Source organism: Xenorhabdus sp. TH1 (assembly GCF_037260955.1).
In the GTDB taxonomy this organism is placed as follows: domain Bacteria; phylum Pseudomonadota; class Gammaproteobacteria; order Enterobacterales; family Enterobacteriaceae; genus Xenorhabdus; species Xenorhabdus griffiniae.
On sequence record NZ_CP147734.1, the window covers coordinates 3699734 to 3726151 of the forward strand.

The 26418-nt window shown below is 40.9% G+C and carries 27 protein-coding genes; 14 read left to right on the top strand and 13 right to left on the bottom strand.

Features of this window, described 5'->3' with window-relative positions:
* Window positions 1-164: 164 nt before the first annotated feature.
* Together WDV74_RS16285 and WDV74_RS16290 are read right to left on the bottom strand one after the other, a co-directional pair.
* Window positions 165-1295 carry a glycosyltransferase family 9 protein gene (locus WDV74_RS16285; protein WP_338883840.1) on the bottom strand — a complete coding sequence of 377 codons (1131 nt, stop codon included), beginning with the start codon at window positions 1293-1295 and terminating at the stop codon, window positions 165-167.
* A 339-nt stretch (window positions 1296-1634) separates the two neighbouring features.
* On the bottom strand, window positions 1635-2594 hold the full coding sequence (locus WDV74_RS16290; protein WP_338883841.1) for a polysaccharide deacetylase family protein: 960 nt from the start codon (window positions 2592-2594) through the stop codon (window positions 1635-1637).
* Window positions 2595-2815: 221 nt separating this feature from the next.
* Between WDV74_RS16290 and rfaQ the strand changes: the two genes are divergently transcribed.
* From rfaQ to coaD, 6 genes are all read left to right on the top strand, one after another.
* The gene (gene rfaQ, locus WDV74_RS16295; protein ID WP_338883843.1) at window positions 2816-3886 is read left to right on the top strand and encodes a putative lipopolysaccharide heptosyltransferase III; all 1071 of its coding nucleotides are present in this window, start codon (window positions 2816-2818) and stop codon (window positions 3884-3886) included.
* Complete coding sequence (locus WDV74_RS16300) at window positions 3883-5013, top strand: glycosyltransferase family 4 protein (protein ID WP_338885630.1); 1131 nt, start codon at window positions 3883-3885, stop codon at window positions 5011-5013. Before rfaQ ends, WDV74_RS16300 begins: the two co-directional genes overlap by 4 nt.
* The gene (locus tag WDV74_RS16305) at window positions 5010-6113 is read left to right on the top strand and encodes a glycosyltransferase (protein ID WP_338883844.1); all 1104 of its coding nucleotides are present in this window, start codon (window positions 5010-5012) and stop codon (window positions 6111-6113) included. Before WDV74_RS16300 ends, WDV74_RS16305 begins: the two co-directional genes overlap by 4 nt.
* Window positions 6114-6216: 103 nt before the next feature.
* Entirely contained in the window at window positions 6217-7494 is a 1278-nt protein-coding gene (waaA, locus tag WDV74_RS16310) for a lipid IV(A) 3-deoxy-D-manno-octulosonic acid transferase (protein WP_338883845.1), read from the top strand.
* Window positions 7494-8303 (top strand): glycosyltransferase family 2 protein, encoded by an 810-nt coding sequence (locus WDV74_RS16315; RefSeq protein ID WP_338883847.1) that lies wholly within the window; start codon window positions 7494-7496, stop codon window positions 8301-8303. Before waaA ends, WDV74_RS16315 begins: the two co-directional genes overlap by 1 nt.
* Window positions 8269-8751: a pantetheine-phosphate adenylyltransferase gene (gene coaD / locus WDV74_RS16320; RefSeq protein WP_338883848.1), complete on the top strand. Its 483-nt coding sequence runs from the start codon at window positions 8269-8271 to the stop codon at window positions 8749-8751. Before WDV74_RS16315 ends, coaD begins: the two co-directional genes overlap by 35 nt.
* Window positions 8752-8791: 40 nt before the next feature.
* On the opposite strand, the gene mutM is transcribed toward coaD, so the two are convergent.
* Complete coding sequence (gene mutM, locus WDV74_RS16325) at window positions 8792-9601, bottom strand: bifunctional DNA-formamidopyrimidine glycosylase/DNA-(apurinic or apyrimidinic site) lyase (RefSeq protein WP_338883850.1); 810 nt, start codon at window positions 9599-9601, stop codon at window positions 8792-8794.
* Window positions 9602-9732: 131 nt separating this feature from the next.
* On the opposite strand from mutM, the gene rfaL reads away from it, so the two are divergent.
* Window positions 9733-10977 carry an O-antigen ligase RfaL gene (rfaL, locus tag WDV74_RS16330; protein ID WP_338883851.1) on the top strand — a complete coding sequence of 415 codons (1245 nt, stop codon included), beginning with the start codon at window positions 9733-9735 and terminating at the stop codon, window positions 10975-10977.
* Between the two features lie 78 nt (window positions 10978-11055).
* Here rfaL and WDV74_RS16335 read toward each other — a convergent pair whose 3' ends face one another.
* The 7 genes from WDV74_RS16335 to radC form a co-directional block, all read right to left on the bottom strand.
* Complete coding sequence (locus WDV74_RS16335; RefSeq protein WP_338883852.1) at window positions 11056-12234, bottom strand: glycosyltransferase; 1179 nt, start codon at window positions 12232-12234, stop codon at window positions 11056-11058.
* Window positions 12234-13337, bottom strand: coding sequence for a glycosyltransferase family 4 protein (locus WDV74_RS16340; RefSeq protein ID WP_338883853.1), 1104 nt, complete (start codon window positions 13335-13337; stop codon window positions 12234-12236). Before WDV74_RS16340 ends, WDV74_RS16335 begins: the two co-directional genes overlap by 1 nt.
* A 17-nt stretch (window positions 13338-13354) precedes the next feature.
* Entirely contained in the window at window positions 13355-14344 is a 990-nt protein-coding gene (locus WDV74_RS16345) for a glycosyltransferase family 9 protein (RefSeq protein WP_338883855.1), read from the bottom strand.
* A 190-nt stretch (window positions 14345-14534) separates the two neighbouring features.
* Window positions 14535-15653, bottom strand: coding sequence for a glycosyltransferase family 4 protein (locus tag WDV74_RS16350; protein WP_338883857.1), 1119 nt, complete (start codon window positions 15651-15653; stop codon window positions 14535-14537).
* A gap of 160 nt (window positions 15654-15813) precedes the next feature.
* Entirely contained in the window at window positions 15814-15981 is a 168-nt protein-coding gene (gene rpmG / locus WDV74_RS16355) for a 50S ribosomal protein L33 (RefSeq protein ID WP_010847629.1), read from the bottom strand.
* A gap of 11 nt (window positions 15982-15992) precedes the next feature.
* On the bottom strand, window positions 15993-16229 hold the full coding sequence (rpmB, locus tag WDV74_RS16360) for a 50S ribosomal protein L28 (RefSeq protein WP_092512040.1): 237 nt from the start codon (window positions 16227-16229) through the stop codon (window positions 15993-15995).
* Between the two features lie 274 nt (window positions 16230-16503).
* Window positions 16504-17196, bottom strand: a complete 693-nt coding sequence (gene radC, locus WDV74_RS16365) for a DNA repair protein RadC (RefSeq protein WP_338883861.1) — start codon at window positions 17194-17196, stop codon at window positions 16504-16506.
* 316 nt (window positions 17197-17512) lie between these two features.
* On the opposite strand from radC, the gene coaBC reads away from it, so the two are divergent.
* The 3 genes from coaBC to slmA all read left to right on the top strand — a co-directional run bounded on the left by coaBC (window position 17513) and on the right by slmA (window position 19952).
* On the top strand, window positions 17513-18757 hold the full coding sequence (gene coaBC / locus WDV74_RS16370; protein WP_338883863.1) for a bifunctional phosphopantothenoylcysteine decarboxylase/phosphopantothenate--cysteine ligase CoaBC: 1245 nt from the start codon (window positions 17513-17515) through the stop codon (window positions 18755-18757).
* Window positions 18735-19193, top strand: a complete 459-nt coding sequence (gene dut, locus WDV74_RS16375) for a dUTP diphosphatase (RefSeq protein ID WP_338883864.1) — start codon at window positions 18735-18737, stop codon at window positions 19191-19193. The genes coaBC and dut overlap by 23 nt, the downstream gene beginning before the upstream one ends.
* Before the next feature lie 159 nt (window positions 19194-19352).
* Entirely contained in the window at window positions 19353-19952 is a 600-nt protein-coding gene (gene slmA / locus WDV74_RS16380; RefSeq protein ID WP_338883866.1) for a nucleoid occlusion factor SlmA, read from the top strand.
* A 242-nt stretch (window positions 19953-20194) separates the two neighbouring features.
* Here slmA and pyrE read toward each other — a convergent pair whose 3' ends face one another.
* Both pyrE and rph read right to left on the bottom strand, forming a co-directional pair.
* Window positions 20195-20836: an orotate phosphoribosyltransferase gene (gene pyrE / locus WDV74_RS16385; protein WP_338883868.1), complete on the bottom strand. Its 642-nt coding sequence runs from the start codon at window positions 20834-20836 to the stop codon at window positions 20195-20197.
* A 103-nt stretch (window positions 20837-20939) separates the two neighbouring features.
* Window positions 20940-21683 (bottom strand): ribonuclease PH, encoded by a 744-nt coding sequence (gene rph, locus WDV74_RS16390; RefSeq protein ID WP_338883869.1) that lies wholly within the window; start codon window positions 21681-21683, stop codon window positions 20940-20942.
* A gap of 123 nt (window positions 21684-21806) precedes the next feature.
* Between rph and WDV74_RS16395 the strand changes: the two genes are divergently transcribed.
* A complete protein-coding gene (locus WDV74_RS16395; RefSeq protein WP_338883871.1) occupies window positions 21807-22670 on the top strand; it encodes a YicC/YloC family endoribonuclease in 864 nt (287 codons plus the stop codon).
* A 92-nt stretch (window positions 22671-22762) separates the two neighbouring features.
* On the opposite strand, the gene WDV74_RS16400 is transcribed toward WDV74_RS16395, so the two are convergent.
* Complete coding sequence (locus tag WDV74_RS16400) at window positions 22763-23533, bottom strand: transposase (protein ID WP_338883872.1); 771 nt, start codon at window positions 23531-23533, stop codon at window positions 22763-22765.
* A gap of 22 nt (window positions 23534-23555) precedes the next feature.
* On the opposite strand from WDV74_RS16400, the gene tnpA reads away from it, so the two are divergent.
* From tnpA to WDV74_RS16415, 3 genes are all read left to right on the top strand, one after another.
* Window positions 23556-23972: an IS200/IS605 family transposase gene (tnpA, locus tag WDV74_RS16405; RefSeq protein ID WP_338885501.1), complete on the top strand. Its 417-nt coding sequence runs from the start codon at window positions 23556-23558 to the stop codon at window positions 23970-23972.
* A 1035-nt stretch (window positions 23973-25007) separates the two neighbouring features.
* A complete protein-coding gene (locus tag WDV74_RS16410; protein ID WP_338883873.1) occupies window positions 25008-25193 on the top strand; it encodes a type II toxin-antitoxin system HicA family toxin in 186 nt (61 codons plus the stop codon).
* A gap of 65 nt (window positions 25194-25258) precedes the next feature.
* Entirely contained in the window at window positions 25259-25666 is a 408-nt protein-coding gene (locus tag WDV74_RS16415) for a type II toxin-antitoxin system HicB family antitoxin (RefSeq protein WP_338883874.1), read from the top strand.
* Window positions 25667-26418: the final 752 nt, after the last annotated feature.

The following is a 26418-nucleotide window of genomic DNA, read 5'->3' on the forward strand; positions in this document are numbered from 1 at the left end:
TTTATATAATGTTTATAATTAGAAATCTAATAATAACCTAATATATCTTTATTATACCATAATATATTTTATGATAATAAAATTTAAAGCATAAATATATAACATCCTAATATTGAATTCTCATAACCCCAGTAGGTCGAGAAAAAACATACTGGGGTAATTCATTAAGGCTGAAATATTTTCTTTACAGATTCAATGACCAACTCATCAATATCTTTATTTTCTTGTAATCTTCCATTTTTAGCTAATATTTGAATCGCTTCATCATAACCGGGTCCCCATAGTGTTTTATTTGATTCAATATCCTGATAGATTGCAACTAGTGGTTTTTTATATGCAGCTGATATATGCACAATAGATGTATCAGGTGATATGATAAGATCGGCCTGGGAGATCATGGAAATAGTATGATATAATGACTCAGATTGGTATCTATAAACTCCATCAAACTTAGACATATCAATAATATTTTCATGATCTAAAAAAACCACCTTGATATTTCCATAAATATTATTTAACTTTTCCGTTATTCTTTTTAATTGATAAACAGATAAACAACGATCTATATTTCCTGCAAATGGATTTATAATAATAATCTTTTCTGAATTAACCTTAAAGTTGTCAATAAATTTTTTAGTTTCAATATCTATTTCACTTGGATAATATAAATCATAACTAAAGTCAGTAACATTTATTCCCAAAGAATTCATTAATGATTCATATGTAAATTTTATATGACTTTCATTATAATCAAAAAATATTGTTTTATTATAATGATTTATCCATTGTTTTTTATTAAATCCAATTATATTCTTAGGGTTTATTTTTTTAAATAAACTTAGTCTGTGAATAGGGGTGTTAAATAAAGATGGATCAACTATAAGATCATAATTATTATTTTTTAGTGTGCTTAAAGTTTTAAATGGTATATTATGAGAATAGTCTTTCATGAAAGACGTCACATCAATATCTTCAGCGAGATAAATATTTCTAACATAAGGATTGTATTTGAGTATGGCGCAGTTACTTTTAGTTCCCACAACATCAACTTGATAACCTGACCTATTTAATTCTCTTATCAAAATAGTATCAACTATCATATCACCAATTTTTCCTTCATTGCGTAATAGCAACACTGTTTTTATGGTATCAATATCAAAAATATTCTTTCCCCTTTTATCCCAAATTAATTTGGCAATAAGTAGTCTTATATAATATCTTATATCTTTCATTAAATAATTTCGTTTACGATTCCAAGCTCTCAATGTTGCAAATTTTTTATTTTCTTTCTTCATAAATCATTCCAAAATTAACTACTTTTAATAAACAACAATTCATCATTTCAGATCACCTTATATAAGGTTTTGCATAAAACCTAATCAAATAATTAAGTTGTATCATCATTATTAATATTTATACGTATTAAACTTTAAGTTGCAATTTACAACGCTATATGAAACGTGATTTCTCCCCTGCGAAGAGGAAGAAATCACACGTATCTTGAAATTAGATTGGTATAGTATATAAATTTTCATTCTATTTATAGAGATTATTCCATAATCAATACATTATTCTACAGAGAATAGTTTCCCTTATATTCTGAAAAACTCCCAATAAAGGAATATAGGATTGGTTCATTGTTTATATTTCAATCTATAATACTCAGCCAACGTCATTCCCTTTACCAAAGGCTGCAAAAACGCAAATAATCCTTCTAGGTCCTGATAAAGCAGCTCAATTTGTTCTTCATTCTGGAAAGTTGGACTCCCTCCCGGCATAAATTCAGAGGAATGCAACATAAACTCAACATAATCATTACCCGATGCCAACGTTCTCTGGACAACAGTTTTCATCTGCGCCAAATTCTCGCCTTTTGGTCTCAGCCAATTAACCGATGGAGGACGCTGTTTTCCTCTCAATCGGTCATATTTCTGCTTAATAAAATTCATAACCGCAGAGTGCTTATATTGAATACTCATCGGGACTTGCAATAACGGAGAATTTCCTTCTTTGGAAATATCTTGCAAATCCATAAAATAAGCATGATCAGGAAAACGGCTATAATCTGTTCCACCGTTTCCATTAGGATCACCTTTGGTAAAGTTCCAATTAACTTTTGGTGTAACAGAACAATCTACCTGATATCCATATTCTACTAATAATTGTGCGTAATACTCATTAAACGCCCAACGGCCAGCACGATGGCTCAGCATCTTAGTTTGGAGCTTATCTTCCAAAAGATTGGTCATTAAACCAACTTTTTCTTTAATTTGATCTTTAGGGTACTCAATCAAATATGGCTTATAGCGCATATCATCATCAGTAAGGGGAACAATAGGTGGGCTATTCCAAGCATGTAAATGCATACCGATTTCACCCATATTTCTGGCTATCACATCTTTGGCAAACTCGATGTAATTATCATCCATTGCCATTTCATAGTTAGTTAACCAGACTGGTTTGAATCCAAAACTCTCACAAAGATTCTGAAATCTCGGCAAATACTGCGTATTTTTTGTTGAGATTTGACCACTATTTTGCCATAGATCATCACCTTCGGTGTCGATCGTAATAATGAAAGCGGGTAATGACATTGATATACACCAAAATGTGACAATAGTAATTGTCCCAATAGTACGCATAGCAAACAAAGAGCGCAATTAGAGAATACTAATTATCAGCTTGCCCCTACTCTATCTGATTGAACATACACTCTATCCAGTGCCATTCTTGGTTGGTGTACTTAAGGATGCCACACTATAATTTTTACACTAAGATCACCCTATGACCTTGATATGCTAAAGAACTCAAAAAAATGATCCCAAAAAAGAATAAAATTAAACGCATTCTGGTGATTAAATTACAACATCATGGAGATATGTTACTGATAACTCCAGTGATTAGCTCACTAACTTACCACTATCCAGATGCAAAAATTGATGTTCTCCTTTATCAAGAAACCTCACCGATGCTGGAAAATTCAGCAGAGATTTCTCGTATTTTTTCTATAGACCGCATGTGGAAGCAACTAGGTACAAGGAAGAAATTATTATATGAGTGGATCCTGCTTAAGACATTGAGACAGCAACACTATGATTTAGTAATTAATCTTGCTGACCAATGGAGAAGTGCATTTATTGCCCGTTTTACTGGTGCACCGATTCGATTGGCCCTTAATTTCCCTAAACGACAAAATTGGAAATGGCGTTTTTGCCATACTGAGATTATACCCACAGATGACCATGATTCATTACATACAGTAGAACAAAATCTTTCTATCCTAAAGCCATTACAACTTAATTCAATTATCACAAAAGTGACAATGAGTTATAGTGAAGACGATTTAAAATGGATAATGCAAACACTTTCTAATTATAGATTTTCAGAAAGATATGTCGTTGTTCAACCCACATCTCGATGGTTTTTTAAGTGTTGGGATGAAAAAAAAATGGCACAAGTGATTACTGCATTACAAAAAGATGGGCATAGTATTATCATTACTTCTGGACCAGACCAAAAGGAATTGGAAATGGTCACCACCATTTTGTCGCATTGCCCTGATGATAAAAAGAACATCCTTTCTCTGGCGGGAAAATTAACTTTACCCAAGCTTGCCGCTTTGATTGATCATGCTAAATTATTCATTGGCGTAGACTCAGTACCAATGCATATGGCCGCGGCCCTAAAAACACCCTGCGTTGCATTGTTCGGTCCCTCCAAGCTGACATTTTGGAAACCCTGGCAATCTGTTGGTGAGGTGATTTGGGCTGGCAATTATGGCAATATTCCACACCCAGATGATATAAGAACTTGTACAAACAAACGCTATTTAGATCTGATACCCACAGATGCTGTCATTTCAGCAGCAAGGAAATATATTTCATGAAACCATTACGTTTAGCCATTGTCCGTCAAAAATATCGTCCAGATGGAGGTGCTGAACGTTTTATTTCAAGGGCTCTGGAAGCCTTGGAGCACCAACAGCTTGAACTGAATGTCATTACACGTTCTTGGCAAGGTACAAGTAACCCAAATTGGCATATCCACCTGTGTGATCCCATCAAATATGGAAGAATTAGCCGCGAAAGCGGTTTTGCCAAATCAGCACGGAAAGTATGGCAAAAAGCACAATTTGATTTGGTTCAAAGCCATGAACGTATTGCTGGCTGTGATATTTACCGGGCAGGAGATGGCGTTCATAAGCGCTGGTTACTTCAAAGAACCCGTATTTTGCCAACATGGAAAGCACGCTGGTTGTTAAACAATCGGTATCACCGCTATGTTATGAATGCTGAGGAAGAAATGTATTCAGATCCAGCTCTAAAGAAGGTGATTTGTAATGCTGAAATGGTAAAAAGAGAAATTATCGAAGAATTTGGTGTAGACGAAGATAAAATCGCCGTTATATATAATTCAATTGACAATACAAAGTTTTTTCCTGCTGATGAGCAAACCCGCCTACAGCTTAGACAACAATATCAAATCCCCGCGACGGCAAGATGCTTAGTTTATGTTGGTTCTGGTTTTGAGCGAAAAGGATTATCTGCGGCAATCCAAGCCATCGCAAAGACAGATAGCTATCTCTTAGTTATTGGTAAAGACAAAGAGCAGAAAAAATATCAGGCGCTTGCAAATACACTAGGGTGTATCCAGCGTATCCGTTTTATGGGGTTACAAAAAGATACATTGCCCTTTTACCAGTTGTCTGATGCTTTGCTACTGCCGACACTATATGATCCATTTCCTAATGTTATCCTTGAAGCTATGGCATGTGGTTTGCCCGTCATTACCAGCACAACATGTGGTGGGGCAGAATTCATCACCGAAGGGAAGAATGGTTTTATCTGTGATGCATTAGACATTGAAAAATTAAAGGATGCTGTTTATGGCATTCCTGATAACATACTCGGAACCGATATGTCTATTGCCGCTAGAAACCAAATAATCGCTGCAACACCTGAAAATTTATCCAAACAATTAATTGATCTTTATCAACGAGTTTTAACACAGTGAAAGAACATATCCTTTTTATTATTGATGGATTACCTGGAGGAGGAGCTGAAAATGTTACCCTTCGTCTTGCGGCTGGTTTGAGTAAATCAAACTACCAAATATCCTTACTTTCACTCAATGCTCAGTTGGATTACACCATTCCGGAAGATATTCATTACATCGTCAGCCCAGATGACTATCGAGGGCTACTAAGAAAACTCAATGAAATAAACCGCAGAGCTAAAGCAATGGATAAAGTTTTATTTAAGCTTTTCCAACAAAAAGGCAAACCTGCACTTGTCATCTCTAATCTACATAAAACTGACCGTATTGTAGTTAAATCCAAAGCGTTAAAAAATTGTAATGTATGGCATTGTATTCACGGCATTTATTCTCAATCCTATTTAAGCAATAAAAGTGGCTTTTCTTATTGGCTAAAAAAAGAAAAGATAAGAAAAGTTTATAAAAACAAAAGAGTTATCTGCGTTTCCGAAGCCGTTAGTCATGATCTACTAAACAATATTGGGATACAGCCCAAGCAGATAAAAACCATCTACAATCCCTTTGATTTTGAAAAAATAAAAGCACAGGCATCAGAAACCAATCCTTATCATGGGTTGAATTACATTTTGCATGTCGGGCGCTTACATCGAGTAAAACGTCAAGACCGATTAATAGATGCCTTTGCAAAGGCAAATCTCCCATGCAAGCTAATTATCGTAGGCCAAGGTTCCAAAGAAATAGAAGGGCACCTTAAAGTAAAGATTGATGAATATGGGTTAAATGATAAAGTCATTTTAGCTGGCTTCCACTCCAATCCACATCCCATTATCAATGAAGCAAAAGCGGTTGTTATAAGTTCAGACAGTGAAGGATTACCGACAGTATTAATCGAAGCATTAATTTGTCATATTCCGATTGTCAGTACTGATTGCCCTGGTGGCGTTAGAGAGATAATGACCGGCCAATTGGAAAATTATCTGTCTAAACTAGACGCAGATTCTTTGGCAGAAAAAATACGACTTGCTTACAACATGCCTCCACAAATTACAGATGAACTGTATGAAAAATTTGAGGCAAACAATATACAGAAGCAATATATTGAATTAATAGAAAAATAACATATAAAACACCAAACTATAGTTCAAGAGGAACTGCATTTACACACTTTCTTCAAACCAATGTGGTACTATAACCGCAGTCCATGTCAGTGAATTTGATAGAATGTTGCTTCGCTTATATCAGGTACTTCTTTACCTTATCCAACCAATTATCTGGTTACGTCTGCTGCTGCGCAGCCGCAAATCCCCCGCGTACCGCAAACGCTGGGGAGAACGCTATGGCTTCTGCGCTAAAAAGGTGACCCCAGGTGGGATCTTACTGCATTCCGTTTCTGTTGGAGAAACATTAGCTGCCATTCCGCTCGTACGGATCTTACGGCACCATTACCCTTTTTTGCCCATTACGATAACAACCATGACACCGACAGGTTCGGAAAGGGTTCTTTCTGCCCTGGGCAATGATGTTAACCATGTATACCTTCCCTATGACCTGCCAGGTTCAATGAAACGTTTTCTTGATCACGTCAATCCCAAGCTAGTGATCATTATGGAAACTGAACTATGGCCAAACCTGATTACTCAGTTACATCAACGGGAAATTCCACTGGTTATCGCCAACGCGAGGCTATCAGCCCGATCAGCAGCGGGATACCAGAAAATTGGCAACTTTATTAAAACCATTTTAAATAAAATCACGTTGATAGCCGCACAAAATCAGGAAGATGGTGAACGTTTTATCGAATTGGGATTAAGACGCTCCCAACTCTCTGTCACTGGTAGCCTTAAGTTCGATATTTCTGTTACACCAGAACTCGCAGCAAAAGCCGTCACATTGCGCCGTCAATGGGCACCGCATCGCCCTGTATGGATAGCAACCAGTACCCATGATGGGGAAGAGACAATTATCCTGGACGCACATTGCAAACTGCTTAAACAATTTCCTGATCTATTGTTAATTCTAGTACCCCGCCATCCCGAACGTTTTGGTAAAGCGGCTGAGTTAACCCAAAAAGCAGGGTTAAACGCGATATTACGTAGTACCGGCACTATTCCTGATACCAATGTGCAAGTGGTTATTGGCGACACTATGGGTGAATTGATGCTCCTGTATGGTATCGCTGATCTGGCTTTTGTCGGAGGGAGCCTGATAGAACGTGGAGGACATAACCCGCTGGAAGCGGCTGCTCATGCCATTCCAGTTATCATGGGTCCACACACATTCAACTTTAAAGATATTTGTGCCAAGCTACATAAAGCGGATGGATTGATTACTGTTACAGATAGCCAATCATTAAGTTCAGCTATTAATAGCCTGCTGACAGACGAAGATTACCGACGCTATTACGGCCACCACGCCGCAGAAGTCCTGCATGAAAACCAAGGTGCTCTTCAACGCTTGCTAAAATTACTGGAACCTTACCTCCCACCAAGGAGCCATTGATGATTGCCAAAAAACGCCTGTCCGTTGTCATGATCACCAAAAATGCCGCTGATGTAATTGCAGATTGCCTGCTTTCTGTAAATTGGGCGGATGAAATCATCGTTCTGGATTCAGGCAGCACCGATACAACTTGCCAAATAGCCAGCGAAATGGGGGCAAAAGTCTACTCAAATACCCAATGGCCTGGCTTCGGACGGCAACGGCAGCTCGCACAATCCTATGCCAGCGGTGATTACATCTTTATGATTGATGCCGATGAACGCGTAACACCAGAACTAAAAGCATCCATTGAACATGTTCTGACAAATCCTGATGACAATAAAGTTTATAGCTGCGCACGCCTCAACCTGTTTATGGGGCGATTTATGCAACACAGTGGCTGGTATCCTGATAGGGTTATTCGCCTTTATTGCCGAGAACGTTACCAATATAACAACAATCAGGTTCACGAATCCCTTGATACCCGAGGCGTCTCTATCGTAACTCTAAAGGGGAACCTGCGTCATTTGACCTGCCGTAACCTAATGGAGTTTCAACAAAAACAATTAAATTATGCAAGAGATTGGGCAAAGCATCGCTACGAACAAGGCAAAAAAACCCGTTATTTTTCTATAATCAACCATACGCTAGGCGCGTTTTTCAAAACTTGGTTATTAAGGGCAGGTTTTTTGGATGGTAAACAAGGGCTGGTGTTGGCAATTGTGAATGCCCAGTATACATTCAATAAATACGCTGCACTGTGGGAAATGGCTCAAACAAAGGGTAAGAACAACGATGAAAAGAAAAGCGATTTATCCCGGCACCTTTGACCCCATCACTTATGGTCATCTTGATATTGTTACTCGTGCCGCAAACATGTTCGACCATGTTTTATTGGCTATCGCCAATAGTGATAGAAAAAGTCCCATGTTCAGTTTGGAAGAACGTGTCGCGTTGGCAAAAGAAGTCACAGCACATCTGAAAAATGTTGATGTGGTTGGGTTTAGCGAACTGATGGTTAATTTTGCCAAAAAACAGCAAGCTAACATCTTAATCCGCGGATTACGCTCTGTTTCCGATTTTGAATATGAATGGCAACTAGCCAATATGAATCGACATTTTATGCCTGAGCTAGAAAGTGTCTTTTTATTGCCTTCCCAAACTCTGTCTTTCGTCTCATCATCCTTAATCAAGGATGTTGCACGCCATGATGGTGACGTTTCATCTTTCCTGTCAGAACCCGTTGCGCTGGCAATGCTAAAAAAATTAGGTAAATAATACATTATACGGGGCAACTATCTTCTGCCCCCCAATATCTTTAATGCTGGCACTGACGACAGAAAAATGTACTGCGTTGCCCCAATCTCACACACTCGATTTTCTCACCGCATAGCGGACAACGTTCACCTTTCTTACCGTAGACAAACAATTCTTGGGCAAAATATCCCGGCTTACCATCAGATTGCAGAAAATCCTTCAGTGTTGTTCCACCTTGTTCAATGGAACGACGTAAAATTTGTTTGATTATCTCGGCCAATAGATGCGCTTCTTGCTGTGTTAATGAATTCACGGAGCGTTCAGGCAAAATACGCGCAACGAACAACGCTTCGTTGGCATAGATATTCCCAACACCAACCACAACTTTGTTATCCATCAACCAAGGTTTGATAGCTGTTTTTTTGTTGCGAGAAACCGTATAAAGATATTCGCCATCAAACTGATCAGAAAGAGGCTCAGGACCTAAATGAGCCAGTACAGAGCACTCTTTGAGATTGTCGCTCCATAACCACGCACCAAAACGTCGGGGATCGGTATACCGGAGAATTTTGCCATCGGACATAACCAAATCGACATGATCATGCTTTGCCGGGGGCTGTTCATCCAACAAGACACGCAGACTACCAGACATGCCCAAATGGATAATAATCCAACCCTCCGGCAACTCAAGCAATAAGTATTTTGCCCGCCGTTGGACACTAAGCACAGGCCTGTCTGAAAGCGCCATGATTTGCTCAGAAACAGGCCAGCGCAAACGTGCATTTCTGACCTCAGCATATTGGATCACATTACCAACCAAGTGAGGTTCAATCCCCCTGCGGCTAGTTTCTACCTCTGGTAGCTCCGGCATACCCACCCCTTGAATAAATTATCTACGATATTGATCTGAGAATATTGTATCTAAGCAGATTACAATATTGTTTTCATGTATTATTTGCAGCCAGATTTGATTGGTTAGTATAAGAAAATAGATTATTCATTATGCTTAATATAAAAAATAGATTTAACCTCTGTCACGACAAGAAATCCTTATGGAATTTATCTCTTGTTGGGCTATATATTATTCTTGTTTATCTGCCAGATATCACAAGATACAAAAATATTGTCATGATTCTTATCGGTACAACCGCACTCTATTATCTGGTAAGATATTTTCGCCAAGTCATCAATTCGTTACGTAGCCACCTGTTTTTATCCGTATTACTGTTCGTTCTGGCAATGTTTTATTCTGTGGGGATCTCTATTGATCCTGCATTAAGTTTCAAGGAAATGAACAAGCCTATCTTAAATGGATTACTTTTATTCAGTTTTACTTTCCCGATTTTGCTCTACCAAGAAAGTAAAGAGCATATCGCAAAGATGATTCTGGTTTCATTTATTATCGGAATGGCGGCTATTTCACTGACCGATATTGCAAAATATATCATCAATTACCATGCTACTGGTGAAATGCCATTTAAGAATTTCAATCATCGTGAGTTTTCATACGGTTTTATTTTCTATTTCCCCGTGTTGCTATGTACCTGGGCGTTATGGAAAAAACATTCTCTATTGAGTTGGGTATTATTGATTATTGCCTCAGCAATGAGCTTATTTTTACTCCTTGGGACACTTTCCCGTGGAGCCTGGGTTGCCGTTGCCGTTGCCACTGTATTTATTATTGTGATTAACAGAGAGTGGAAACTCACCCTTGTAGCTACAATATGTTTAGGGTTACTGGCGGGCACCACACACTGGACAACGGCTTCCAACCCTGATACCCGATTACTGTTCTATAAACTCACTCAAACAGACAGTAGTCATCGTTATCATAATGGTACTCAAGGCTCTGCATGGTCGCTCATTATGGAAAACCCTATCAAAGGCTATGGTTTTGGTAATAAAATCTATCATCAGGTCTACGATAGCCGTGTGGCCGATTATCCTGACTGGACATCTAGGATTTCGCTTGGTCCACATAACATCTTCTTATCACTTTGGTTTTCGGCTGGCATCTTTGGCCTGATAACAACATTATTGATGACATTTTCGGCTCTGTTGACTGGAGGACAAATCATACGCCAAAATAAAGGTATTGTCCGGCAAGTAGGGCTTATCCTTCTGTCTGCTTTTATTGGCGTGTTTATTGTCAGAGGAACTTTTGAAAATGCCTATATCAATCAGATAGGTATCTTGTTTGGCTTAATGCTTGCGCTATATAAGAAAACACCCGATAAAGCGATATAAGCTAAACGACAAAATACCAGCCCATAGGCAATGGATGATATGGGCTGAATTTACACATTTTCCGATAGGATAAGCAGATTATTGGAATAATTTTTCCGTTATCACGTTCATAATTAACTTCGCCCTCTGATCCCAGTTAAAACGTTCCGCAACTAGTCGTTGCGAATAGTCAACTTTCGCCATCATTTCAACAGGATGATTAATCAACCATTGAATCTGTTCAGCAAAACTCTCTGCATTTTCACTATCAGCAAAATTTACCGCATTTTCATCAACAGCATCACGAATGGAAGGGAAATCAGAAATAACCACAGGCTTGCCCATGGCCATATATTCAAATAGCTTGAGAGGGGAGGTATAGCGGCTACCAATACTGGTTTTCGTCAGTGGCAAGACACAGATATCACTGCCAGCAATAACCTGAAAACGTTTTCTGGGTTGAATAAAACCCAGGAAATTCACTTTATCACTCACGCCAATTCGTTCAGCAATCTGTTTTAATCGCTCAATTTGTTCATTTGTACCGCCAGCAATGTTTAGTTCAACATTATCCAGGTAACACATAGATTTCATTACCGTTGGGATACCTTTCCAACGATGCAAGCTGCCCAAATAAAGCACTTTTTTAGCCAAAGTATTGCTGTAATCGCTGCCAACAAGTGTCTGCTTAGCAGATTCAACCGCTAGCATATCAACGCCATCGGGAGCAACAACAATCGGTGTTTTGACACTATATTGCTTATAAATATCTTCTCGTAAGAGCGAAGTCAGGGCAAAAACAACCTTAGAACTATCATAAACCTGCTGTTCAATTTTTCTTAGTTTATGATATTTACGTTGGTTTCTACGATTTAGTAAATCATGGGACTCTCTAAACGACTGAGAAAATACCTCATGGCTTTCAAAAAAATGAGGAATATCTGGATGATTACACAACAGATAATTTGCCATTTTAATATTGCGGGTAAAAAGGGCATCAACTTGATGCTCCTTTAGCCATCGCGAAACCTGCAAATAAAACAGTTTCTGGGTATTTAGCGGGAAATACCATTTTCTACGTATATCATGCAAGGCAACTAGCTCTACGTAGGATGGTAACGACCGGCCAAGAATCTCCTCAACTTGACTTTGGCCTTTTGGAGTAATCAGGTAAATACAGTGCCCCTGGCGGGCAAAAGCGTCTACATTCTGCAAAATTTGCAACGACGCAACCCGATAATCAGGTACAGGATAAGGATCAATATACGCAATTTTCATTATTTTTTTATAGCGTTCAATAAACGGCTAGCAGAATGTTGCCAAGTGTACATCGTTTCAATCCTCTGGCGGGCAGATTTCCCCATCTTTTCTCCCCTATCCGGCAAAGATAAAAGATGATTCACCGCCTCAGCAATAGCGACAGCATCACCCGGTGTCACCAAAATACCAGTACTACCTTCGTTGCCGACCACTTCCGGTATTCCGCCAATACAACTGGCAATCACAGGGCGTCCACACGCCATCGCTTCTGCAATAGTAATACCGAATGCTTCATCACCAATACTAGGGAAAATACCAGCATTACCCGCAGCATAAAATTCTGGTAATTGATCGTGACTAACTGGAGGGTGAAAAATAACAGATTTTTCCAGCTGCAAAGCTGAAACCTGCTTTTCAAGCGATTTCAACTCTTCACCTTTACCAATAATTAATAACCTTACATCCTTGTTCCGCAGCAAAGTCATTGCATTAATGGCTACTTTCATACCTTTCCAGCCAACTAATCTGCCTGCAAACGTTAACAGAAACGTTTTCTCGTTAATACCTAATCGAGTTCGGACATCCGAGTCAGATGGTTTAAACTTACTGATATCTACGCCATTATAGATGACGCTTGGAAATTGCTTGAAATGATGCTGAATCTGCCAGGCATTAAAATGGCTACATGCAACCCATGCAGATATTTTCTTACCTAATACCCGATCCCCTTTAAAAAAACTGGTTCCACCACTCATATAGCAAAACTGGGTACGAGATGTTGCAGGCACCATTCTGGGCCAGAAAAAATCAAATGGTTTGGTCAAAATCACCCAATCAAAATTTTCAGCAATAACTGTTGCGCGGGCATGACGAGCAAAAGAATAACGTTCAACAATGCGTTGGAAACGACGCCCAATGTTAAGCACGCGCTCTCTAGAGATAAATGGGAAAGTATGAATATGGATATTTCTTCCACCTAATGCCGGCCGAACATCACCAACACCACCGAAAATATGGACTTCATGCCCCTCATCAGTTAGCGCTTTGGCTAACTCCCAAACAGCGGTTTGAATGCCGCCATACGACATAGTAACAGTAACATCGATAAATCCTATCTTCATTGGATTTCATTATCCTTTCATTCATTTTCCAGCAAATTTTGAACAGAACGCCAGACTTGATCTACCGATATTGCCGACATTGTATCTTGACGAGTTGCCTGTCGATAATCTATCGGATGTTCAATTACCACTAATTTGGGATGTTGCTGAGGTGCAAGAAAACGTCCTGGATGAAAACTGTGGTACAGTGCAACCATTGGTATTCCCAAGGCTCCTGCCAGATGAGTTGTTCCAGTATCGACGCCCACATACAAATTAAGTTGGCTCATGATTGCCGCATTTTGCCGCATCGTAGTTTTACCTGCTAATGATGAACATCTGTTTGTACCCAATTTCTCAGCCAGCATTCGCGCACTTTCTTCACTCTCTTTACTGCCTAACAACAAAACATGTGCATACGGATAATCACGGTAAATACGTTGAGCTAACTCGTAAAAATATTCTACAGGCCAATCACGATAGGCTTTTGCTGGAAAACTCTGTAACTGAAAACCAATTCTTAATTGCCGCTCTATCCCTTGCCGCTGAAGAAAATCTCTGGCGTATGCCTCTTCACACGAACTTACATTATACTGCAAACGCCAATTACTCACTTCAACCCCAAGTAAATCAATTAACAAAGCCCTTTCCTGTTGTGCTGGTATAAGTATTCCAGGCTTTGCAACAGTATATTCATTTGACTTTTTACTAGAGATATCCGCAAAATAAACCGTCAAATTTGCTACGCGTTTGGCATATTGCAATAGAGATTTATCTTGGCCATAGACTAATGCCAGATCATAGTGCCGACGAGAAAACCAGCCACACCATCTGGCTTTGCCCTTTGAAAAATCTTTCAATTTATTAATTAATTCTATATTTTCAAGGATTTCTTTCGTTTTTTTATGCGCAAATATATCAATATTTGCCTCTGGCCATTTTTCTTTCAGGGCGCGAATAACTGGCGTTATCAGCAAGGTGTCACCAAAACGGGCAATATTGATGATTAGGATATTTTGGGGCTGCATAATAATGAATATTAAATTATCAATTCAGGAATTGGGGGCACTTAAGATACTATACAGTAAAGTATATCAATGTTCTATTTATGGTTAGTAACACAATAAACTCATAAGAATAATCTAATTACACTTCAAATAGCTAAGAAAAAATATCGATTATTCTACTAATATGGATAAAAATGATATAAATAAAACGTTACCTCTTACTTTCAATACTAGAATAAAAAATAGTCTCCATTTTTTCTAACATATTATCCATACCAAATAAGTGAGTTGCTCGTTGCAATGAGGCCTCTCCCATTTGTAAACGCAATTCAATATTATTCATTAATGAATCTAATCTTTCTGCTAATTGTTCAACATTTTTAGGTTCAATAATATACCCTGTATCTCCATCAATTACGGCTTCTGTTATCGCTCCCACCGATGTAGACACAACAGGCAATCCACACGCCATTGCCTGCATGATACCTTGGGGTACACCTTCATTGCCAAACGAAGGCAGAGCAAATATATCCATTGCATTTAAACAATCAGGAACATCCTGACGATTGCCAAGAAAAATGACACTTTCTGTCAGTCCTTCCTGCTGAACTCGCGGCTCTAAATTCTTTCTCTGGGGGCCATCACCCACGAACAGTAATTGCCAATCAGGATAACGTTGGTGGAGAGTTTTCCAACTATCAAGAAGGTAACGATGGCCTTTCCACGTTCTCATTGTGGCGACAATGCCCAGTGTTGGCTTATCTTTTATGCCAATACGCTGACGACTTAAGGATTTATTTTCAGGATGAAAACGTGACAAATCGATTCCTGTCGGTACAGAAGTCATATGAGATAGCGGATAATCGTTATGTATATGCAGATATTGGCGTAGTTTTTCCCCGGTTGTCACAATATGCTGACCTGCGTGCAAATACAGCCAACGAGTCGCAATGGATTTTGAAACATGGGTTGAAACATGACGGGTTCGGACTATCGGGGGCATGCCTTTTAATGTGGCACATGCCGCCGCCACTAGCCAAGAATCCGTAGAACTATGGGTATTGATTACATCAAATTGGCGACCTTCTGTTTTTAGCCAATGACGTATTGCCCGAAGACAAGAAAGACGTTTTTTTTCAATTGGGAGCGCAACAACAGGCACACCGTAATGATGAGCTTCACGGTAAAGGGTTGAAGTTGGACAACAAACGATAACGACATGGTGTCCACGCTGTATCATGCCTTGAGACTCTGTCAGGATACGAATTTCCTGCCCTCCCCAACCACACGATGACTCTGTATGTAAGATATTCAAGGTCTTTCTAACCATTTTAGCGCTACACCTGACGGTTCATAATTGAAAAAACGGTAGTATAACTGAACAATGCACAGGTCTACACGCATAACCCAATTTAAAATAAGCCGTGGTGACATTATCAACAGATATAAAAAACCCAGCATAATGCTGGGTTTTTTATAATCCACTAAAATTACTTAATTTTAGCTTCTTTGTACATAACATGCTGGCGAACAACTGGATCGAATTTTTTCATTTCCAATTTTTCAGGCATAGTACGCTTGTTCTTCGTAGTGGTATAGAAGTGACCTGTACCAGCGGAAGAAACTAGCTTGATTTTATCGCGAATACCTTTAGCCATTTTTCAGCTCCTTAGTACTTCTCACCACGGGCACGCAGTTCAGACAGAACTGTGTCGATACCTTTTTTGTCAATCACACGCATACCCTTGGCAGATACACGCAGAGTTACAAAACGTTTCTCAGACTCAACCCAGAAACGGTGAGAGTGCAGGTTAGGCAGAAAACGACGCTTAGTCGCATTTAATGCGTGGGAGCGGTTGTTACCACTCACCGGACGCTTGCCAGTAACTTGGCAGACTCGGGACATGTCTATTCTCCAAAAATCAAATCAGCTCGAGCTTTATATTGGGTATGACCGCCTCGTCAGGCTTAGGAGCCCATCTCAGCAAACTTTCTTTATTGAAAATATTACTGAAAAGAACGTCACTAAAAGGACTCACATTCTCCCAGTAAAAAAACTTACTGAGATAGGCTCTTCTCGCCAAACCCAAGATCCTCAAAGGTGGCGTAGTATACGCCCTCATTAGCTGATGCTCAAGTCCCGAACAACTAAGATCTGATCGTAATGCGAAAAAACCGTATTAAATCCAACCTCTTTCCATAAATGAGACACAAGATTGCTTACCAATAACGATATGATCCAAAACCTTAACGCCAACCAAGTCACAAGCTTCAATAATTTTTTCTGTCACTAATTTATCTGCCAGGCTAGGTTCTGGATTGCCGGAAGGATGATTGTGAGCAAGAATAATTGATGCAGCATTTACTTTAACCGCTTGTTTCACAATTTCACGTGGATGAACTTCAACTTTGTTTATCGTTCCTTTAAACATTTCATCATGGCAAATAACTTTATTTTGGTTAGTTAAAAACAACACCACAAATATCTCCCTATCTTGCCAGGATAATAAATCCTGCAAATATGTTTGAGTCATCGTGGGACTGCTCATAATATCTTCATGGATAAATTGACTGGAGAAAAACCGTTTTGCCAATTCAGATATCGCCTGCAATTGGACATACTTACATCTCCCCATGCCTTTATGTGAACAAAATTCATCGTAATCCGCGGATAGAAGGTGATAAAGCGAACCAAATGATTTCAGCAGGTATTCTGCCATTTGAACGACAGGAACGCCCCTGGTTCCTGTACGCAGAAAGATAGCCAATAACTCCGCATCGGTTAGGGAAACAGCCCCATAAGCTAATAATTTCTCCCGGGGAAGAAGATTTAAATGCAATTCATCGTTTCTTTCCATTACCGTTAAATCCATAATACTCCTCCCACCTTCAATATTGTCCCAATCCCTTGCCCTATAATCCCCTCATAACAATGGGTGCTATCAATCAATATTCACTCGCCCGCTATCTCCATTCTTCCTCTATATTCATGCAGTTATATATTCACGCACCTACATTTACGCACTTACTATCCCATGATGAAAAAATCATCGCCAGATCGACTTGCGAGGCTTGCGCAACGCTTCGCAAACTTGCCATTTTTGACTACCTAAATAGGGACAGTTCTCAACACAATATTTTCTTGTGATAGAATCTTAGGGAATTGTAACTTACATCTGGACAATCAAAATGACAGGATTTTCCGGCAAACCACTTTCTGATAATTCACTTTCTGGTAAGCAGATAGTCCTCGGGATCAGCGGAGGGATCGCAGCTTACAAAACAGCCGAACTAGTACGACGCTTACGTGATCGTGGCGCCCAGGTACGCGTCGTCATGACTCCTGCAGCAGAAGCTTTTATCACTCCACTGACCTTACAGGCAGTATCCGGTCATCCCGTCTCAGATGATCTTCTAGACCCCGCAGCCGAAGCTGCTATGGGGCATATCGAACTGGCAAAGTGGGCTGATTTAATTATTCTCGCCCCCGCCACCGCAGATCTACTTGCTCGTCTGGCCACAGGCATGGCGAACGATTTAGTCACTACAATCTGCCTGGCTTCCGCTGCACCTATTGCTGTTGCTCCCGCCATGAACCAACAAATGTACCGAGCGCAGGCCACCCAACATAACCTGAAGGTACTTAAAGAGCGTAATGTATTAATTTGGGGACCAGATGAGGGCAGCCAGGCATGTGGTGATATTGGGCCAGGGAGAATGTTGGAACCGATGGCGATTGTCGAACGGGCAATGCAGCATTTCACCACGGAGAAAAATTTTTCTGGCCTACGTATCACCATTACCGCAGGACCAACCCGTGAAGCCTTGGATCCTGTTCGTTTCATCAGCAATCATAGCTCCGGTAAAATGGGGTTTTCCATTGCACAGGCAGCAGCAGAACGGGGTGCTGAGGTGACATTAATTACCGGCCCCGTTAATTTACCCACACCACAAGGCGTTAAACGCATTGATGTCAATAGTGCACTGGAAATGTATGAACAGGTTCAAGCTACCGTAGCCTCACAGCATATCTTTATCGGTTGCGCTGCCGTGTCTGACTATCGTTTTAAGCAAATCTCAACAGAAAAAATCAAAAAGCAGGGTGATGAAATCACATTTACACTGGTGAAAAATCCTGACATTGTAGCGAGCGTTGCTACCATAGAAAAAAATCGTCCATTTGTCGTTGGATTTGCAGCCGAAACCCAGAATGTGGAAGAATACGCCCGCGGAAAACTCAAACAGAAGAATCTGGACTTGATTTGCGCAAATAATGTATCCCTGGCCGGACACGGTTTCAACAGTGATACTAACGCATTACATCTATTCTGGCATGATGGTAGTGTTCTGTTACCCCACAATGGTAAATTACAACTCAGCCACAGCTTATTAGACGAGATACTCAAACGCTATGATGAAAAAAATCGACGTTAAAATCCTTGATCCCCGCATCGGGCAAGAATTTCCTTTACCGACTTATGCTACACCTGGCTCTGCGGGTTTAGATTTACGTGCTTGTCTGGATAATGCAGTGGAACTACCTCCTGGCCAAACTGAACTTCTGCCAACTGGGATTGCTATCCATATTGCAGATGAGCAATTAGCGGCAGTTATTCTCCCTCGCTCTGGTCTGGGTCATAAACATGGCGTTGTTCTGGGCAATTTGGTAGGACTTATCGACTCAGATTATCAGGGACAATTAATGGTTTCAGTTTGGAACCGTGGTGATAAAACTTTCATTATCGAACCTGGCGAACGCATTGCCCAAATGGTTTTTGTACCCGTTGTACAGGCTGAATTCAATGTGGTTGCAGATTTTGAGGAGAGCCAACGCGGCAATGGTGGATTTGGCCATTCCGGTCGTCAATAACTTTTCATAAGGCCTGTACCATCAATCGATTTTCATATTTTTTGTCCACAATGTTTTTGACGACAATAGCTTTTGGCAAAAATGGCTTTTGGCAACAATAACGTTGTGGCAAAAAATCGCTGGATTTGTTTTGCTGTTTTAGCAGGGGTCTTACCAGACATGGCAGAAAAAGAACGTACAAAGAAGAAAAATAGACGTGAGGAAATCTTGCAGACTCTGGCACACATGCTGGAATCCAGTGATGGCAGCCAACGCATTACTACTGCAAAACTTGCCGCAAACGTTGGTGTTTCTGAAGCAGCCCTTTACCGTCATTTTCCGAGCAAAACCCGGATGTTTGACAGCTTGATTGAATTTATTGAAGATACCTTAATTTCACGTATCAATCTGATCCTGCAAGATGAAAAAGACACCATCATACGCATTCGGTTAATTCTCGTCCTTCTTTTAGGTTTTGCGGAAAGAAATCCGGGGCTGACTCGTATCATGACCGGCCATGCTCTAATGTTCGAACAAGACAGATTACAAAATCGAATAAACCAGCTATTTGAGCGAATTGAAATGCAACTTCGCCAAATTTTAAAAGAGAGAAAAATCCGTGATGGGCAAGGATTCGCTTATGACGAATCCGTATTGGCATCACAGCTACTGGCATTTTGCGAAGGGATGCTCTCCCGTTTTGTTCGCTCTGAATTTCGCTATCGCCCGACAACTGAATTTGAAGTACGCTGGCCATTGATATTGACCCAACTGCAATAATCTAATCCACTACAATAGCTGATCGCAGCATCGTAAGTTATGCCCTTCATAGAGTGAATGATAACGTGCGGATTTTTTATTGAGTTGTGTTAACATGTCCTCGTTCATTAAGTTCACTACTCAGTGACTTAATAATGGCATCATCATTATCGCAATCCTTACCATTAGATAGATGCCATTTCTACTACTCACCCCGCCCATTTTTGGGCGAGGGATTTTTTTTCAACCCAGCTTACTGGCCATTAAATACCGTATTCTTTGCGATAAGCCTCTACCGCTTCCAGATGAGATTGCATCTCTGGGTTTTCGCGCAAATAACTTACCAAATCATTCAAGGTAATGATGGAAAAAACCTGACAATGATAGTCACGTTCAACTTCTTGAATTGCTGAAAGCGTTTCACGTCCACGTTCCTGACGATCCAGGCACAAAATCACACCGGATAGCGTTGCCCCGTGCTGCTTAATGATTTCCATCGACTCACGAATCGCCGTACCTGCGGTAATAACATCATCCACAACAACAACATTACCTTGCAGAGGACTACCAACCAGCGATCCACCTTCACCATGATCTTTAGCCTCCTTGCGGTTAAAGCAATAAGGCATATCGATATCATGACGTTCCGCCAATGCTACTGCGGTAGTTGTTGCAATCGGGATCCCCTTATAAGCCGGCCCAAACAGCAAATCACACTGAATTCCGCTATCTAGCAACGCTGCTGCATAGAAACGACCAATCAACGCCAAATCACGTCCGGTATTAAACAGGCCAGCATTAAAAAAGTACGGACTTTTGCGGCCTGATTTCAGCGTAAATTCGCCAAATTTCAGCACCTGTTTTTCCAGTGCCAACTCAATAAACTCGCGCTGATAGGCTTTCATTGGGGTTTCTCCTCTTTGATCTCTTGTCATTCATTACTATTTATTGCAGGTAAATTTATTGCAGGCATAAAAAAGGCGACTCTTCAGCCGCCTGATTTATTTATTATTTTAATGGTTCTTGTTCTAACGCATCTCGCTGTGCTTTGAAAATCGTATCCAATCCCTCTTTTGCCAATGAAAGCAGTGAGAGCAACTCATCATGGCTGAACGGTTCACCTTCTGCCGTACCCTGCACTTCAATCATTCTGCCATCATCCATCATGACGATATTCATATCAGTTTCAGCCGCAGAGTCTTCGACATATTCCAGATCGCAACGTCCTTCACCCTCAACGATGCCAACAGACACTGCCGCAACCATTGCTTTTAGCGGGCTTTCTTTCAGTTTGCCTTCCGCAACCAGCTTATTTAGGGCATCGACCAGAGCCACACAAGCGCCAGAAATAGCCGCAGTACGAGTACCGCCATCCGCTTGGATCACATCACAATCTAGCGTAATGGTAAATTCCCCTAATTTTTTCAAATCAACGGCAGCACGTAGTGAACGCGCAATCAGGCGTTGGATTTCCATTGTGCGACCTGTTTGCTTGCCTTTGGCAGCTTCGCGTACATTACGGCTATTGGTTGCGCGTGGCAGCATACCGTATTCAGCGGTGATCCAGCCTTGTCCCTGGCCTTTCAGGAAACGGGGAATTCCTTCTTCAACGGAAGCATTACACAACACTTTGGTATCCCCAAATTCCACCAGAACGGAGCCTTCTGCATGTTTGGTGTAATGACGGGTCATTTTAATAGGACGCACCTGCCCCGCTGACCTTCCTGCTGGACGCTTTCCTACTAAGCTCATAGTGTATCTCCGTTGTTCGTACATTTTAGGGGCGCATTATACTGCCTAAAGTGGCGGATGCCTATCCTGCATCTACATGGAGCGCTATAATCCGCACATCATTTTATAAATTGGAAACGAATTATGATCCGTAGTATGACTGCTTTTGCACGGCAAGATATTAAAGGAGGTTGGGGAAATGCAGCATGGGAACTACGTTCTGTCAATCAGCGTTACTTGGAAACCTATATCCGCCTGCCAGAGCAATTCAGAAGCCTTGAACCTGTCATTCGTGAGCGCATCCGTTCCCGCCTGACGCGCGGCAAAGTGGAATGTAACCTTCGTTTTGAATTGAACTCCCTTGCCCCAAATTCCTTAATCCTGAATGAAAAACTGGCAAAACAACTGGTTGAAGCAGCAAGTTGGGTTAAACAACAGAGTAGTGAAGGTGAAATTAATCCGGTAGATATCTTACGCTGGCCAGGCGTGATGTCTGCCGAAGAGCAGGATTTGGATGTCATCAATGCACAGTTGCTGGCAGAATTAGATCTGGCGCTAGATTCTTTTATCCAGAGTCGTGAAACCGAAGGACAAGCGCTCAAAACACTGATTGAGCAACGCTTGGATGCGGTAACTGTAGAAGTGGCTAAAGTCCGAGAACAAATGCCGGCAATCCTGCAATGGCAGCGCGAGCGCTTACAGACCAAGTTAGAAGAAGCACAAATTCAGTTAGATAATAATCGCCTTGAGCAAGAGCTAATTTTATTAGCCCAGCGTATTGATGTAGCAGAAGAGTTGGATCGTCTGGATGCTCATGTCAAAGAGACACGTAATATCCTGACGAAAAAAGAAGCTGTCGGCCGCCGACTGGATTTTATGATGCAGGAATTTAACCGCGAATCGAATACATTGGCTTCAAAATCAATTAATGCGAATGTGACGAATTCTGCGATTGAGTTGAAGGTGCTGATTGAGCAGATGCGCGAGCAGATTCAAAATATTGAATAACGTTTCTTAGCGAATCACAACAAACCATCAAGCCAGTCTATACATTGTTTTGACATCCTCCCCGCCCTAAAGGACGGGGATTCCTACAGCGTTCAGACCGAAGCCTGACTCACCTCGGTGGGTTCCTGCTTCAACGGGCGGTCTGACTGCACCATCCCTCCACAGGCAAGCACGGCATGTCCTGCCGCTAAAATATTACGTGCGGCGTTTACATCCGCGTTCGCGGTGTAGCCGCATACCTGACACACGAATTGACTTTGCGTCTGACGGTTTTCTTTCGCCGTATGACCACAGCAGGCACACCGCTGGCTGGTGTATGCCGGAGGTATCGCCACTACCTGACCACCGCGCCAGAGCTGCTTGTACTCAAGCTGACGGCGCATTTCATGCCAGCCTTGATCCCGTATCGAGCGGTTCAAGCCTGATTTGCCTCTGACGTTTCTTCCGTGCTTCTCTGCCGTGCCTTTTGCCGATTTCGACATGTTATTGACCTTCAAGTCTTCAATGACGATCATCGCGTGGTTTTTGCTGATTTCACTGGTGACTTTGTTTTTGAAGCGGGGGAATGCAGCACGCTTCTGGAAGAAATTTTTGTAGCCGCGCTCCAGATCTTTCAGTGACTGCTGCAACGGTTGCGAGGGAGATTCTTTCAGCCATTGTGTTTCAGGTACGGATTTCCACTCAATCAACCATGAAGCCATTTTGGTGTAAGGGAGATATTTATTCCCTGCTGCATGGTTCTCATTCTGGAGTGCCAGTGCACGGTTAAAAACGAAGCGACAAGCCCCTGCGAAGCGTCGCATATCGCGCTCCTGCTGACCATTTGGTCTTAACTGGAATTTGAAGGCTTGAAGTCGTATCATGACTATCATTATACTTTGGTCTATGACAAAAGAAACTGATATTCGACGCGGAAGACACTGTGTTTTCCTGATGCACGTCCACTTGGTATTCGTCGCCAAGTATCGACGAAAGATATTCGATCTTGATGCCATCGAAAAGCTACGCAGCTACTTTAGCAGCGTATGTGCTGATTTTGGTGTTGAACTGGTTGAAATGGACGGCGAATACGACCACGTGCATTTGCTGATCAACTACCCGCCAAAGCTCGCAGTATCGAATCTGGTCAACAGTCTTAAAGGCGTTTCCAGCAGGCTGCTTCGGCGTGACCGTCCAGATATTGCTCTACGCTATTACTACAAAGGCGTTCTGTGGACACCGAGCTATTTTGCAAGTAGTTGCGGAGGTGCGCCGATCTCGATCATCCGGCAATACATCGAGCAGCAGAAAACACCAGGTTAGTCGGAAAACCGCGCCTGATAACTGGCTTTTTTATTCATAACTGACCATCTTATTTATTTGGTGTAACAAGGGTAACAGGTGTAACAGATTTATTTCTTATAATTCAATGATATAACCCATGTTACACCTAAAAATAGAAAGGTATGTATTAAATTGGCTTTATTCTGGAAGGCATTAAAGCGAGGATTAGCAACAATGCGCGTGATGAAAATATACTACCCAGAGTGCAACGAGCAGGCAACAATCAAAAAAATCAAAATGGAAAGATTGGATAACATACCGGAGATTTACTGTTGTTGTAATGATGTTGAATGTGGTCATACATACGTTTTAACCTTGAGTTTTTCACATTCCATACGTCCCAGTAAGTTGATGCAAGATCCAAGTAACCATGTATTGAAGTTGTAGTCATATGGGAAATCGCATCAATAATTGTCTGGTGCAAAACGCTAACAGCAAAAATAATTTTTTCACACAATTTCAGTTTACATTTCCTCTTACCCCGCATGAAGACTGGCTTTTCAGTTTTTATGTTGGGTTTCCCTCCAAGTAAACATCTCACGTAAAACAGAAAAATCATTTTATTTCAAATAAATACAATTGACGCTCCAGAGCGGAACTGGATAACAAACTGAAATTTTCTGAAATTCTTTTCACTCATTTCAGTTTGAAATTTTTCTCACACAGCCAGTACTGGCGCGGTCTGGTGATTTGATTTGTAGAATTTTAAAAGTGAAAAAACTTTTTGATCCAAAAAGTGCAGGCGGGTGCGGTGTAGTGGGGTTTACGTTTATTTCGTGGGAATTACGCAGCATGAGATGCAATGTAATAACGTGATCCAAATTAGCCGTAGAGTGAGTCAATGTTATTGTGCATAGCTCTGTATGCGTCTGGTTGCGCTCTATGGGTGGGCAATAAATAACAGGTTAAGAGGGAGAACACTAGTCAATAATCATAGGTATAATACCCACAAAATAATTGACAACACTTGAGATTATGGGTATTATACCCATACATTAACGCAATGGAGGGTTGATGAGTAGTACAGAGTTAATCAAACGCCTAATGGCTGACGGTTGGGTAAAGATGCGGCAAGATGGGAGTCATGTCACGCTAGCCAAACCGGGAGTCAAAGAAATAATCACCGTACCGCATCCGAGAAAAGATTCGTCAAAGGGGATTCGACAGGCACAGAAAAATTCAGGATTGAAGTTGTTGTAATAATTAAGGAGCGGTCTAACCGTTCCTTCTCTGCGCTACTCATCATCATACGACGAGGTAATATTATGATTTATCCACTCTTTATCTTTAAAACAGAAGAGGGCTTTGACGGTTACTTTCCTGATGCTGACGGCTGCTTTTTCGCTGGCAACACTTTAGAAGAAGCTATCCGTGATGCTGAAAGCGCGTTCGGGCAGCATATGGAGGTATTGACGGAACAAGGCGGATATGTCCCCGCGCCGAAAGATCCCTCAGAGTACATCAATGATCCCCGCTTAACGGAAGATGGAGGAATGATTGCACTAATTGAGCTAGACCCTGCGAAATATGAATCTAAGGCCATCAAGTTTAATCTGACGATGCCTGGCAATTTGTTAACCGCGATAGACCGCTATATTGAGCGAAACGGTCACTATAAGAACCGTTCGGCTTTTCTGGCGGAATTAGCACGTAAAGAAATTGCTCACCCCTAACCCCTAATATTAAAGGTCATCGCATGATTAACCCGATGGCCTTATCCGCCAAAGCAGTGGTTGATTTTGACGAGATAATTTCATTTATGCAGTGACTGAGGAACTATTTGCCTGCATGTTAAATCTTGCACGCTCCGATTTAGGGTGTACCCCTAAAAAATATTGAGTAACAACAATCCAGTATTCATGCGGGCTTGATCCTTCTACTCAATGAATAAATCCATTAGCGAATCACAACATTTCAGAAAGCCAGCATATACCTTGTTATTGCTGGCTTTTTTACTATCAGAATTGCTGAACGAATCACAGTAGCGCATGATTAGCGTGTACCCATAGCACATTCTAAAAACCATTTTGGGTACACCCCCACTTTTTTACATTGAGAATTGCACAAATGCCTAAACTTACAGACAAAGAGATCAGTGCGTGGATACGTCCTAGTAAGTTGGTACAACTGTCTGGAGCAGAACGCTAACAGTGAAAATAAATTTTTCACACAATTTCAGTTTACATTTCCTCCCATTCCGCATGAAGACTGGTTTTTATGTAGGTTTCCTCCCAAGTAAAAATCTCACGCAAAATAGAAAAATCATTTTATTTCAAATAAATACAATCAATATACGAGAGTGCAACTGGATAAGAAACTGAAATTCTTTTCACTCATTTCAGTTTGAGATTTTCCTCACACAGTCAGTACTGGCGCGGTCTGGTGATTTGGTTTGTAGGATTTTAAAATTGAAAAAACTTTTTGA

Excerpts from the sequence above, each read along its gene's own strand:
- mutM (WP_338883850.1), bottom strand. The coding sequence starts at position 9,601 with ATGCCGGAGCTACCAGAGGTAGAAACTAGCCGCAGGGGGATTGAACCT.
- coaD (WP_338883848.1), top strand. The coding sequence starts at position 8,269 with ATGAAAAGAAAAGCGATTTATCCCGGCACCTTTGACCCCATCACTTAT.
- rpmG (WP_010847629.1), bottom strand. The coding sequence starts at position 15,981 with ATGGCTAAAGGTATTCGCGATAAAATCAAGCTAGTTTCTTCCGCTGGT.
- WDV74_RS16350 (WP_338883857.1), bottom strand. The coding sequence starts at position 15,653 with ATGGTTAGAAAGACCTTGAATATCTTACATACAGAGTCATCGTGTGGT.
- WDV74_RS16395 (WP_338883871.1), top strand. The coding sequence starts at position 21,807 with ATGATCCGTAGTATGACTGCTTTTGCACGGCAAGATATTAAAGGAGGT.
- WDV74_RS16345 (WP_338883855.1), bottom strand. The coding sequence starts at position 14,344 with ATGCAGCCCCAAAATATCCTAATCATCAATATTGCCCGTTTTGGTGAC.
- WDV74_RS16335 (WP_338883852.1), bottom strand. The coding sequence starts at position 12,234 with ATGAAAATTGCGTATATTGATCCTTATCCTGTACCTGATTATCGGGTT.
- rfaL (WP_338883851.1), top strand. The coding sequence starts at position 9,733 with ATGCTTAATATAAAAAATAGATTTAACCTCTGTCACGACAAGAAATCC.
- rpmB (WP_092512040.1), bottom strand. The coding sequence starts at position 16,229 with ATGTCCCGAGTCTGCCAAGTTACTGGCAAGCGTCCGGTGAGTGGTAAC.
- WDV74_RS16285 (WP_338883840.1), bottom strand. The coding sequence starts at position 1,295 with ATGAAGAAAGAAAATAAAAAATTTGCAACATTGAGAGCTTGGAATCGT.
- radC (WP_338883861.1), bottom strand. The coding sequence starts at position 17,196 with ATGGATTTAACGGTAATGGAAAGAAACGATGAATTGCATTTAAATCTT.
- pyrE (WP_338883868.1), bottom strand. The coding sequence starts at position 20,836 with ATGAAAGCCTATCAGCGCGAGTTTATTGAGTTGGCACTGGAAAAACAG.
- rph (WP_338883869.1), bottom strand. The coding sequence starts at position 21,683 with ATGAGCTTAGTAGGAAAGCGTCCAGCAGGAAGGTCAGCGGGGCAGGTG.
- slmA (WP_338883866.1), top strand. The coding sequence starts at position 19,353 with ATGGCAGAAAAAGAACGTACAAAGAAGAAAAATAGACGTGAGGAAATC.
- rfaQ (WP_338883843.1), top strand. The coding sequence starts at position 2,816 with ATGATCCCAAAAAAGAATAAAATTAAACGCATTCTGGTGATTAAATTA.
- WDV74_RS16400 (WP_338883872.1), bottom strand. The coding sequence starts at position 23,533 with ATGATACGACTTCAAGCCTTCAAATTCCAGTTAAGACCAAATGGTCAG.
- coaBC (WP_338883863.1), top strand. The coding sequence starts at position 17,513 with ATGACAGGATTTTCCGGCAAACCACTTTCTGATAATTCACTTTCTGGT.
- WDV74_RS16340 (WP_338883853.1), bottom strand. The coding sequence starts at position 13,337 with ATGAAGATAGGATTTATCGATGTTACTGTTACTATGTCGTATGGCGGC.
- WDV74_RS16290 (WP_338883841.1), bottom strand. The coding sequence starts at position 2,594 with ATGTCATTACCCGCTTTCATTATTACGATCGACACCGAAGGTGATGAT.
- WDV74_RS16410 (WP_338883873.1), top strand. The coding sequence starts at position 25,008 with ATGAGTAGTACAGAGTTAATCAAACGCCTAATGGCTGACGGTTGGGTA.
- dut (WP_338883864.1), top strand. The coding sequence starts at position 18,735 with ATGATGAAAAAAATCGACGTTAAAATCCTTGATCCCCGCATCGGGCAA.
- WDV74_RS16315 (WP_338883847.1), top strand. The coding sequence starts at position 7,494 with ATGATTGCCAAAAAACGCCTGTCCGTTGTCATGATCACCAAAAATGCC.
- WDV74_RS16415 (WP_338883874.1), top strand. The coding sequence starts at position 25,259 with ATGATTTATCCACTCTTTATCTTTAAAACAGAAGAGGGCTTTGACGGT.
- waaA (WP_338883845.1), top strand. The coding sequence starts at position 6,217 with ATGTTGCTTCGCTTATATCAGGTACTTCTTTACCTTATCCAACCAATT.
- WDV74_RS16300 (WP_338885630.1), top strand. The coding sequence starts at position 3,883 with ATGAAACCATTACGTTTAGCCATTGTCCGTCAAAAATATCGTCCAGAT.
- tnpA (WP_338885501.1), top strand. The coding sequence starts at position 23,556 with ATGACAAAAGAAACTGATATTCGACGCGGAAGACACTGTGTTTTCCTG.